The 11,314-nt window shown below is 71.0% G+C and carries 9 protein-coding genes; 5 read left to right on the forward strand and 4 right to left on the reverse strand.

Annotated features, from left to right (window positions below):
• Together ABZ260_RS35910 and ABZ260_RS35915 are read right to left on the reverse strand one after the other, a co-directional pair.
• A partial coding sequence (locus ABZ260_RS35910) for a ricin-type beta-trefoil lectin domain protein (protein WP_355626519.1) occupies nucleotides 1-1,922 on the reverse strand: 1,922 nt, incomplete at its 3' end.
• A 240-nt stretch (nucleotides 1,923-2,162) separates the two neighbouring features.
• Nucleotides 2,163-3,188, reverse strand: a complete 1,026-nt coding sequence (locus ABZ260_RS35915; RefSeq protein WP_355626521.1) for a LacI family DNA-binding transcriptional regulator — start codon at nucleotides 3,186-3,188, stop codon at nucleotides 2,163-2,165.
• 159 nt (nucleotides 3,189-3,347) lie between these two features.
• Here ABZ260_RS35915 and ABZ260_RS35920 point away from each other — a divergent pair, with 159 nt between their 5' ends.
• From ABZ260_RS35920 to ABZ260_RS35940, 5 genes are all read left to right on the forward strand, one after another.
• Nucleotides 3,348-5,495, forward strand: a complete 2,148-nt coding sequence (locus ABZ260_RS35920) for an ATP-dependent RecD-like DNA helicase (protein ID WP_355626523.1) — start codon at nucleotides 3,348-3,350, stop codon at nucleotides 5,493-5,495.
• A 270-nt stretch (nucleotides 5,496-5,765) separates the two neighbouring features.
• Complete coding sequence (locus tag ABZ260_RS35925) at nucleotides 5,766-6,173, forward strand: TOBE domain-containing protein (RefSeq protein WP_350927813.1); 408 nt, start codon at nucleotides 5,766-5,768, stop codon at nucleotides 6,171-6,173.
• Nucleotides 6,174-6,297: 124 nt separating this feature from the next.
• Nucleotides 6,298-7,032, forward strand: coding sequence for a molybdate ABC transporter permease subunit (modB, locus tag ABZ260_RS35930; protein WP_350959093.1), 735 nt, complete (start codon nucleotides 6,298-6,300; stop codon nucleotides 7,030-7,032).
• A complete protein-coding gene (locus tag ABZ260_RS35935; protein ID WP_355626525.1) occupies nucleotides 7,029-8,060 on the forward strand; it encodes an ABC transporter ATP-binding protein in 1,032 nt (343 codons plus the stop codon). Before modB ends, ABZ260_RS35935 begins: the two co-directional genes overlap by 4 nt.
• A 90-nt stretch (nucleotides 8,061-8,150) precedes the next feature.
• Nucleotides 8,151-9,017, forward strand: coding sequence for an NAD(P)-dependent oxidoreductase (locus tag ABZ260_RS35940; RefSeq protein ID WP_355626527.1), 867 nt, complete (start codon nucleotides 8,151-8,153; stop codon nucleotides 9,015-9,017).
• Nucleotides 9,018-9,160: 143 nt separating this feature from the next.
• On the opposite strand, the gene ABZ260_RS35945 is transcribed toward ABZ260_RS35940, so the two are convergent.
• Nucleotides 9,161-10,348: a serine hydrolase gene (locus ABZ260_RS35945; RefSeq protein WP_355626529.1), complete on the reverse strand. Its 1,188-nt coding sequence runs from the start codon at nucleotides 10,346-10,348 to the stop codon at nucleotides 9,161-9,163.
• A gap of 131 nt (nucleotides 10,349-10,479) precedes the next feature.
• The gene (locus tag ABZ260_RS35950; protein WP_355626531.1) at nucleotides 10,480-10,995 is read right to left on the reverse strand and encodes an anthrone oxygenase family protein; all 516 of its coding nucleotides are present in this window, start codon (nucleotides 10,993-10,995) and stop codon (nucleotides 10,480-10,482) included.
• Nucleotides 10,996-11,314 lie beyond the last annotated feature (319 nt).

Raw genomic sequence — 11,314 nt, forward strand, 5'->3', positions numbered from 1 at the left:
CGACGTCGAGCACCTGCGCGCCACCGGCCAGGCCCGGCTGCTGGGAGAAGGGGAGGTCTGCGCGAAGGCCGAGGAGCGCCGCCGCCGCAGTCCCACAGCTGGAGGCGGGTGCCGTCGGCGCTGGTGTTACCGGTGACGTCCACGCACCTGCTCGTCGCGGGGTTCACCAGGTCCCTGGTCGTCGGGTTGTAGGTCCACTGCTGGTTGGGACCGCCGAAACAGGTCCACAACTGGAGCCGGCTGCCGTTGGCCGTGCCGTTGTCGACGACGTCCAGGCACTTGCCGAGCGCGCGGAGCGTGCCGTCGCCGGGGCGGGTCCACTGCTGGGCGGCGGTGCCGTTGCAGGTGTAGAGCTGGACGGCGGCGCCGTCGGCGCTGCTGCCGCCCGCGACGTCCACGCATTTGCCGCCCAGGCCGGTGATGGCGCCGCCGGTGCCCGCAGAGGTACCGGCCCAGGTGAAGGTGGCGGTGGTACGGGCCGGCAGGGAGTAGACGAATGACTGGTTGCCCCAGTTGACCCGGACGGACTGGGCGGAGGTGCCGCCGTTGTGCGCGATCAGGGCCTTGGAACCGTCGGGGTTGCGCCAGGCGACGTTCTGGATCGTGCTGTTGGCGGTGGAGTCGATCCGGTAGGCCCCGGGCCTGACGAACTTGGTGAGGTGGCCGGTCGTGTAGTACTCGATGGTGTAGTCGACCTGGCCGGCGCGGGAGCCGCCCTCCTGGACGGTGATCAGGCCGGTGCAGGTGCCGCAGCCGCCGTTGTGCGGTCCCATGCTCTGGTTGAGCGCGAGGCTCCACTTGACCAGGCTGCCGCTCCAGTTGCGGGTGTAGCTGACGATGTCGGCGAGATCCTCGTTGTGCTGGTTGCCGATCCAGGTACCGCCCGAGTGCTCGGTGCTGAACTGGCGTACCGCCGGGTACTGGTTGTGCACCTGCGTGCCGACCGCCGGGTCACCGAAGTAGCCGTGCCAGGCGATGCCGCCGAAGAGCGGGTCGTTCCGCACGCCCGCGTCGTTCAGCACGCCTGAACCGAAGTTGGCGTAGTCGCCGTAGTTCCAGTCGTGGACCAGAACCTTGGTGGTGATGCCGGCGGCGCGGAAGGCCGGGTAGACGTGGTTCTTGGTGAACTCGGCCAGCCCCGAGGGGCTCCAGCTCATGCCGGGGTAGTTCATCGCGGTCGGGTTGCCCGCCTGGCAGCAGTTGGGCTCGTTCTGCACCGAGATGTAGTTCACCGGGATTCCGGCGGCCTGGTAGCTCTGGATGTACTTGACCAGGTACTGGGCGTACATGGGGTAGTACTCCCACTTGAGCCAGCCCATCTGGTCCATCCGGCCGTTGTCCTTCATCCAGCCGGGGGCGCTCCACGGCACGCCCTTGACGCGCAGATCCGGGTTGAGCGATTTGGCCTGCCCGGTGAGCAGGCGCACGTTGGTGTCGTACCCGTTCGCGCCGAAGTCGCCCAGGTCGCAGCAGGTGTCGTCGAGGGAGACGTGGCCCGGCCGGGAGAGATCGGAGGCGCCGATCGGGTTGCGCACGAACGACAGGCCGATGCCGTCCGTGGGGTGGAAGAGCTTGCGCATCACGGTGTCGCGGGTGGTCGCGCTGATCGCTCCGCCGCGCAGCAGGTAGGCGGTGGTGTCGGTGATCGAGGCGCCGCCCCCTTCGAACTGCTGGTAGGTGGTGCCCTCGTTGACGGTGATGGTGTGGTTGGCGCTGCCGCCGGCGGGCCCGAAGGCGATGGGGGACTGCTGCTGGAGGCCCCGCGTGACGGTCCGGCCGCCCGAGTCGGAGGTGGTGGTGAGCCAGATGTTCACGGGCTCACCCGCGGCGAGGGCGGGCGAGGCGACGCCGGGCCCCGCCATCCACAGGGCGGCGACGCAGGCGAGGGCCAGGGTGAGGGCCCGGCGGGGAGGTCGAAACACGGCAGGGGTCCTTTCGGGGGGTGCGACAGGGGCCGTGGGTGGGGCCGTGACGCTCTGGGCTGCTCGAATCGGGTCGCATTCGGCACCCCGGGAGCCGTCACTGTAACAAATGTAACAAGTAAGAAACCTGTCTGTTACAGCAAAGAACAACACGGTCGGGAATTGGTTGTCAAGGCCAGAATTACAGTGCTTCGCGCGCGCTTTACCGAGGGCGAGTCAGTGCTGAAACAAATGAAACAATCAGTAAGGGGCGGGTCCGGTGGAGCCGCGGACGACCAGGTCGGTCCCCAGGGAGACGTGCAGCGCCTCCAGCCTGTGCCGGCTGAGCAGCCGCGTCAGCAGCGTGACCGCCATCCGGCCCATCTCCTGCAGGGGCTGGCGCACCGTGGTCAGCATCGGCAGGGTCGCCCTGCCGATGTCGATGTCGTCGAAACCCGCGACCGAGAGGTCGCCGGGGACGCTCAGGCCGCGCTCGGCCGCCGCCCACAGCGCGCCGACCGCCATCTTGTCGTTGAACGCGACCAGGGCCGTCGGCCGCTCGGGCAGGTCGAGCAGTTCACAGGCCGCGCGGTAGCCGTTCTCCGTGTTGGGCTCCAGTACGTTGCGCAGCAACTCGGCCGAGGGCAGAACACCGACATCGGCCAGCGACGCGGTGTAGCCGGCCAGCCTGGCCTCGCTGGGCAGCCACTTCACCGGACCGCCGATGATGCCGACCCGGCGGTGACCGAGCTCGACCACGTGCGCCATCAGCCTGCGCGCGCCGGCGAAGTGCGCCGCCGACACCGCCACGATGTCCTTGGGAGGGGGTGTCCTGGGGTCGATCACCACGAAGGGGAAGCGCCGGTCACGGAGCCGTACGAGCTCGTCACCCGACTCCGGGGGAAGGATCAGGATCGCGCCCGCGATGTCGGGGCGGTCGGGCAGGCCGGAGAGCACCGGGGTGTGCTGGGCGGACTCTCCGGTGCTCAGGATCATCTGCCCGCCGTGCAGTTCGACGGTCTCCCCGACGGAGGAGACGATGAGCCCGAAATAGTCGGTCAGCAGGTAGGGGCAGCGCACGTAGATCGTGCCGCCGGCCATCGCCTCCTGCCTCGCGCGCGGCCGGGGGGCCTGCTCTCCGAGGCGGCCGACGGCCTGTAACACCAGTTCCCGGGTGTGCGGGGCGACATTGGTCTGCCCGTTCAGGACCCGCGAGACGGTGGCGATCGACAGACCCGTCTCCGCCGCGATGTCGCGCACGGTCGCCCGCATCCCGGGTCTGGCCATTCGCGCCCCCTGGTCGCCGCGTCCCTGCCGTCAGAATAACCACCGGTGACCCTGACCCGCCTCGCCGGCCGCGTGATGCCCGGGGCATGACGCCTTGCGGGGATAGCGGGTCACCTAGTCTGATGCGCGAAGGGTGAAGAGGAGGGTTGGCTCTCTGTCGTGGAGGCGTCTGTCGAGCAGCTGGTGTACGTCCGGGAGGACGAGTACACGATCGCGCGGATGAGCGCCGAGGGCATGCCCGGCTTCGTCGCCTCCGGCCGGGCTCTGGGCGGGGTCCAGCCGGGGGAGACGCTCCGGCTCATCGGCGCGTGGGGCGAGCATCCGCGTCACGGCAGGCGTTTCGAGGTCACGGCGTGCGAGCGGCTGGTCCCGGCCACGGTCAGGGCCATCCGGATCTATCTGGGCTCCGGTCTGATCCGGGGTATCGGGCCGAGGCTCGCCCACGCCATCGTCAGCCACTTCGGTGACACGACGCTGACCGTCATCGACACCGAACCCGGACGGCTCACCGAGGTCGTCAACATCGGCCCCGCGCGGCAGGCCCAGATCGCCGACGCGTGGCAGGAGCAGAAGGCGATCGCCGAGCTGATGGTGACCCTGCAGGGGTTCGGGATCAGCCCGCTGCTCGCGGCCAAGATCTACCAGGTGTTCGGAGCCGAGTCGGGCGACATCCTCACCTCCGATCCGTACCGGCTCATCGGCAAGGTCAGGGGCATCGCGTTCACCACGGCCGACCGGATCGCCCTGCGCTCCGGGGTCTCCGAGAGCAGCCCGCAGCGGATCAAGGCGGCGATCCTGGACAGGCTGGAGACGGCGGCCAGCCGCGACGGGCACTGCTACGTACGGCTGATCGCCCTGGTCACCCGGTCCGCGGAACTGGTCGAGCAGGACCACGACCTCGTCCGCCGGATGCTCGACGCCCTCGTCGCCGACCGCAGGGTGGTCGTCGAGGTGTCGCCCGACGACCAAGGGCAGGCCGTGGTGTACCTGAAGGAGACCCACAGCCGCGAACTCACCCTGACCGCCCAGCTGACCAGGCTCATCCAGGCCGCTTCGACGCTGCCGATGCGCGCCTTCCAGGAGGATGCCGGGCTGGACGAGGATCAGCGGGCGGCGGTGAACATGGCGCTGACCAGCACCGTGTCCATCATCACCGGCGGTCCGGGCTGTGGGAAGAGCCATACCGTCAGGACCATCGCGGCGACCGCGAAGGCGATGGGCGGCTCGGTGACCCTTACCGCGCCGACCGGCAAGGCGGCCAAGCGCCTGTCGGAGCTCACCGGCATGCCCGCGATGACCGTGCACCGGATGCTGGCCCACCAACCGGACTCCGACAGCGGTGCGCTGTTCGAGCAGACACCCGCGCAGGCCGACCTGATCGTGGTCGACGAGGCCTCCATGCTGGACCTGCACCTGGCCACCCGGCTCACCGCGGCCATCCCGGTGGGCAGTCACCTGCTGATCGTGGGCGACAGTGACCAGCTGCCCAGCATCGCCCCCGGCAGCGTGCTGGCCGACCTGCTGCGCGTCGAGGAGATCGCGCGGATCCGGCTGATCCGTGTCTTCCGCCAGGCCGAGGGGAGCGGGATCATCAGGGCCGCTCACCGGATCCGGACCGGAGAGCTGCCTCCGATCCCCGGGGGCGGAGGCTTCTGGTTCGAGGAGGTCGACGACCCCGAGCAGGTCGCCGAGCGGGTGATGCACCTGGCGACGGTGGCGATCCCGCGCAAGCAGGGGGTGAGTCCGGACCAGGTCCAGGTGCTGTGCCCGATGCGCAGGGGCCTGACCGGGACCGCCGAGATCGGCCGGATGATCCAGGAGCGGCTCAACCCGGCTCGCGAGGGAGTCGCGGAGCACTGGTCGGGCGCCTCGGTCTTCCGGGTCGGCGACCGGGTCATGCCGATCCGCAACAACTACGACAAGGGTGTCTTCAACGGAGACACCGGCACGGTCACCGCCATCACCCCCGAGGAGAGGCTCGTCGAGATCCGCACCGACGACGGGCAGATCGTGAAGTACGGTTTCGGCGAGCTCGACGAGCTGACCCACACGTACGCCATCAGCATCCACCGCTCCCAGGGCAGTGAGTATCCCTTCGTGGTCGCGCCGCTGGTCACCGAGTCCGGCGGCGTCATGCTCCGCCGCAAGCTGCTCTACACCCTGATCACCCGGGCGCGGTCCTGGGTGGTCGTCGTCGGTGAGCGAAAGGCTCTGGAGTTGGCCGTCCAGCGGCTCGGCCACCGCCGCAACACCGGGCTCGCCCGCCGGCTCGCGCTGAGCCTCGGAACCGTTCTGACCGATGACTGACGAGGACCTCCGAAGTGACTCCTCCGCTCCCCGGCCGGGGCAGGCGCCGGCCGGGCCCTGACCGTTTCGAACACCGGAACCGTGCCGGGTGCGCCCGGCAGGGGAATCGCCGAACATGACGACGGGTGAGCGGGAGGGCTCAACCGGGTCGTCCGGCTCCCCCGGCGGGCGAAGATGAGGTGCCAGATCATGGTGCGCCCGCCCCGGGGTGTGCGTCTGCCATGAGATATGGGGATAAAGACCTGCATATGCAAAGGTATGGTGATTGTTGTGACGACGTTTCGGATCAGTGAGGCCGCCGCGCTGCTGGGGGTGAGTCCCGACACCGTCCGCCGCTGGGTGGACGCCGGGCGGCTCGCGGCCCGGCGGGACGAGCACGGTCACCGGATGGTGGCGGGTGCGGATCTGGCGGCGTTCGCGCGTGCCCAGATCGAGTCCGAGAACGGCTCGGGGCTCTCCTCGGCGCGGAACCGTTTCCGCGGGATCGTGACCGAGGTGATCAAGGATGCGGTGATGGCCCAGGTGGAGATCGCCGCGGGTCCCTACCGGGTGGTGTCGCTGATGAGCCGCCAGGCCGCCGACGAGCTGGGCCTGGAGGTGGGGGTGATGGCGGTCGCCGTGATCAAGTCCACCAACGTCGTCGTGGAGATCCCCGACCACGCCCGTACGGCGGGCTGACAGCCAGATGAGCGGCGGGGCACGTGGCGTGGCGGGCGGTCCGCCCAGCGGTACGGCGGGTGCCTCTTCCGGTGGGGTGGCGGGGCGCCTGCCCTGGGTGCTGGTGCTGCCCGCGGTGGTCGGCATGATCTTCCTGACGCTGCCGCTGGCCGGGCTGCTGGTACGCGCCCCCTGGTCCACGCTGGTCGAGAGGCTGGGCGAGCCCCATGTGCTGGAGGCGCTGCGCCTGTCGCTGGTGACCGCGACCCTGGCCACGCTGATATGCCTGCTCCTCGGCGTGCCGCTGGCCTGGCTGCTGGCCCGTGTCGACTTCCCCGGCCGCCGCCTGGTGCGGGCGCTGATCACGGTTCCCCTCGTGCTGCCCCCGGTGGTCGGCGGGGTCGCCCTGCTGCTCGTGCTGGGGCGGCGCGGCCTGATCGGCCAGTGGCTGGACGCCACCTTCGGCATCACCCTGCCGTTCACCACGGCGGGAGTCGTCGTCGCCGAGGCGTTCGTCGCCATGCCGTTCCTGGTCATCAGCGTCGAGGGCGCGCTGCGCGCGGCCGACCTGCGCTTCGAGGAGGCCGCCGCGACGCTGGGAGCGTCCCGCTGGATCATCTTCCGCCGTGTCACCCTGCCCCTGATCGCCCCCGGCATCGTCGCCGGAGCCGTGCTGTGCTGGGCCCGTGCGCTCGGCGAGTTCGGCGCCACCATCACCTTCGCCGGCAACTTTCCCGGCCGGACCCAGACCATGCCGCTGGCCGTCTACCTCGCCCTGGAGACCGAACCCGAGGCCGCGATCGTGCTCAGCCTCGTCCTGCTCGCCGTCTCGGTGATCATCCTGGCCGGCCTGCGCGAGCGGTGGGTGAGTGCCCCGTGACGCTGAACGCCCGTCTTGTCGTCACCAGGCCCCGCTTCCACCTGGACATCGAGCTGGAGGTCGCCGCGGGACAGGTCGTCGCCCTGCTCGGCCCGAACGGCGCGGGCAAGACCACGGCGCTGCGTGCGCTGGCCGGGCTCACCGCCCTGTCCGGCGGGCAGATCAGCCTGGACGGCGAGGCGCTGCACACCCTGGCGGCCGAACGACGCCCGATCGGCGTGGTCTTCCAGGACTACCTGCTCTTCCCGCACCTGTCCGCGCTGGACAACGTCGCCTTCGGGCCCCGCTGCCGTGGCGCCTCCAGGGCGGAGGCGCGGCGCGGTGCCGCGGTCTGGCTGGAGCGCGTCGGCCTGGCCGGGCACGCCATGATGAAACCCCGGCAGCTCTCCGGCGGTCAGGCCCAGCGCGTCGCGCTGGCCCGCGCCCTCGTGGTGGAGCCTCGCCTGCTGCTGATGGACGAGCCGCTGGCGGCCCTGGACGCCCACACCCGCCTGGAGATCCGCTCCCAGCTCCGCCGCCACCTGGCCGACTTCGGCGGCGCGACGGTCCTGGTCACCCACGATCCGCTGGACGCCATGGTGCTCGCCGACCGCCTGGTCGTCATCGAGAACGGCGCCGTCGTGCAGCAGGGCACCCCCGCCGAGGTCGCCCGGCGCCCGCGTACCGACTACGTCGCCCGCCTGGTCGGCCTCAACCTCTACCGGGGCACCGCCGCCGGACAGCAGGTCTCCGTCGGAGAGGTGCTCTTCAGCGTCGCCGAGCATCTGGAGGGCCCCGCGTTCGTCGCCTTCCCGCCCAGCGCGGTCGCGCTGTATCGGACCCGTCCCGACGGCAGCCCGCGCAACCTCTGGCAGGCCACGATCGAGGGCATCGAACGGCACGGCGACAGCGTCCGCATCCACCTGGCCGGGCCGATCGCCGCCGCGGCCGACGTCACCCCCGCCGCCGTCGCCGACCTCGACCTCACCCCCGGACAGCGGGTCTGGGCGTCGGTCAAGGCCACCGAGACCCACGTCTACCCGTTCTGACGCCCTGGCCGGCGGGATGGACGGCGATCCGCGTGGCGGAACGGCCGCCGGAACCCCGGTGAGCATAATGACGTGGAGGGGGGATGACCTATGCGCGTTGCCGTGCTCGGGATGGGCATGATGGGGCGGGCGCTGACCCGGCGGCTGCTGGGGCTCGGTTTCCAGGTCACGGTGTGGAACCGCACGCCGGGCCGGGCGGACGAGCCGGTCAGCCTCGGCGCCGTCGAGGCGGCCTCGCTCGGAGAGGCGGTGCGGGCGGCCGATGCGGTGCTGCTGTCGCTCGCCGACGGCCGGGCGGTCCGCGAGGTGATGGCCCAGCTCGTCCAGGCAGGCCCGATCGAGTCGACCAGGCCGGTCGTGGCCGACCTGAGCACCGTCGCCCCGGCCACGGCCCGCGAGATGCGGGACCTGGTGCCGGGCGGCCGATTCGTGGCGGCCCCCGTGCTCGGCGGTCCCTCGGCCGTCGCCGAAGGGAAGGCCACGGTCCTGGTGGGTGGTGAGCGCGCCCTCGTCGACGAGCTGAAGTCGGTGTGGACGGAGGCCTTCGCCTCCTACTCCTACTGCGGCGCCGACCCCGGCGCCGCGCTCGCCTTCAAGCTGCTGAACAACTACCTGCTCATGTCCGGAATCGCGGCGCTCGCCGAGGTGACGGCCACGAGCCAGGCCGCCGGCCTCGACAACGTGCTGCTGCACGACTTCCTCTTCCAGTGGCCCACCGTCGCGCCCGCCCTGCACAACCGGATCGACGACGTCCTGGCCGGCGACCACCAGGGGTGGTTCACGACGAGGCTCGCCGCCAAGGACGTGCGGCTCGCCGCAGAGCTGGCCGAGTCGAGCGGTCTTGAGCTGCCCATCGCCCGGCTGGTCGAGCGGCGTTACGAGGAGGCGGCCGAGCGCGGCTGGGGCGACGCCGACATCGGCGCGATCGTCGAGCTGCTGCGCGGCGGATCACGCTAGGCGTACTGCCCGGACGGCGCCCCGCGGCGTTGTCGCCGTCGCCCCTGACTCCGTCATGAGCTCCTCCTCCGCCGTGCGGGGCATCCGTCCGGCCGATCCGCAGCACAGGCGAAGATCCACAGAACACGCCGGCCGGTCCGGCGTCAGCGGGTTCTCGCCACCTCGGCGGCCACGGCGCGGAACGCGGCCAGCGTCTCGCCCTGGTTCTGGTCCGAGGCGGAGCGGGCCGACTTGACGACGACCACCCCGTGCCTGGGCGAGACGTAGATGTACTGCCCGCCGAGCCCGGCGGCCATGAAGTCGCCCCGGCCGTCGCCGCCGAGCCACCAGTGCAGCCCGTAGCCGGGGCTGAAGGAAGCGGAGGGTGTGGTCGACTTCCTGACCCAGGAGCGCGGCACCACCTGGCGCCCTCCTGCCCGCCCGTCGCGGAGGTAGAGCAGGCCGAACCGGGCGAAGTCGCGGTCGGTGGCGTGGTAGCAGCAGTAGCCGAGGCTGTCGCCGCCTGAGTCGCTGTCGACGCGTACCGTGGACGCCATGCCGGCGGGCTTCCAGATCTTCTTCTCCACGTACCGGTGGTACGGCGTGCCCGTGGCGCGGCTGACGAGCTTGGCGAGCACGAAGGAGTTCATGCTTGTGTACTCGAACCTGCTGCCGGGTTTCCAGCCGCGTACCTGCCGCGCCGCCAGTTTCGTGACCGATTGGCCGCGGATGGCGCTCCTGTGCAGGTCAGGCACGTCGGAGCGCTCGTCCCAGTCGATTCCCGACGACATCCGGAGCAGGTCGCGGATGGACACTCCGTTGTAGCCCGAGCCGCGTAGTTCGGGCAGGTAGCCGGTCACCGGGTCGTCGATCGAGCGGATGTGCCCCTCGTGCAGGGCGATGCCGACCGCGGCCGACGTGAAGGACTTCGCCATCGACCAGGACTGGAACCGGGTATCGGGATCGGCCTGGACGTAGCGCTCGTTCACGATCTTCTGGCCGTCCAGGACGACGAAGCCGTTGGTCTTCGTTCGTGCGAGAAAGCTGTCAAGGGTGTGCTCGCGTCCCTTGTAGGTGTAGGTCACGGAGAGCCGCCTGGGGGCGCTCCGCAGTTCGACCGGATGTGCCGACGGCCACATGAGGTCGAAGGAGTCCGCCCTGGTGGCGGCCGGGGTGAAGGAGACCGGCGCCGTCCGGGCCAGGGCGGGAGCCGCCCCGGCGGTCAGTGCGAGCGCGGTGATCGTCGCGACGACCGGTCCTCGCAGGCGGTGGCTGATGTCGACCCTTTCCATGTTCCCTCCGGTGAGCTCGGCGGTGGGGGAGTCGCTCGCGTACGGCGGGAATCGTGGCACGCTTTTCTGGCGGTTCTCTGGCAGGAGCCGGGTGGTTCCCCATACGGTAACCGCCCGGAGCCCTTCGGCCGAGGTCTCTCCGGCGAGGGCTCCCGGTGGTGGGGCGCGGGCGGGCGGACAGCCCGCCCGGGTCACGAGCCGCCCGATGGCCCGATGCGCCCGTACAGCACGAGGGCCCAGGCAAGGCAGCCGAAGGCGGCGACGCACGCCACGGTGCGGGCGAGGTTCCAGCGAACCCACATCGCCTCGAACCGCTCGCGCACCGCCGCGAGGTCGGCGACGCGGTCGGGCTCCCCCGCCGCGTCGAGCGCGTTGTTGAGCGGCACGTTGACCCGCATGGTGATGACGAGCACCACCACGTACAGGACGAGCGCGGCCACGATCCAGGGCAGCACGGGACGTCCCTCCCGGTGGAGGTGGAGCACCGCGGCCAGGACGGTCAGCACCAGCGCGCCGCCGAAGCAGACGGCGAACCAGCCGTTGAGGATCGCCACGTTGATCCGCCGCATCGCGCCGACGAAGGTCCGGTCGTCCGTCTGGCCCAGGCCGGGCATGACGGAGCAGGTGTAGGCGTAGAAGAGGCCCGCCATGAGCCCCACGGTGATCGTCGCCGCGACCAGCGCGACGCCTCGGAACAGCATCAACATCACATCCTCCATGACTGTCGTCGAAACTCCGGCGGCGGGAGCGGACGCGCTCGCCGCCACCGGGGCCCCGGGCGGGCGGAACCGACGCGGGGCGGCACCCGTGCGCCCTGCTCGCCGCCACCGGGCCGTCGGTCCAGAGCGACCGCGACTGAGATCGCGACCGTGGCGGAACCCGGGTGGGGCGGCACCCGTGCGCCCCGCCCGCCGCCGTCCCGCTAGCCGCCACCTGCGCGCCACCGCCCCCGGGGAGGCCTCCATGGAGGACGTGGTCGCCCGCCTCTACTCCGCCTGATCCCCGGGAAGGCCGGTGGCCGGAAGC

The sequence above is a fragment of the Streptosporangium sp. NPDC006013 genome (assembly GCF_040614275.1).
Taxonomy (GTDB): domain Bacteria; phylum Actinomycetota; class Actinomycetes; order Streptosporangiales; family Streptosporangiaceae; genus Streptosporangium.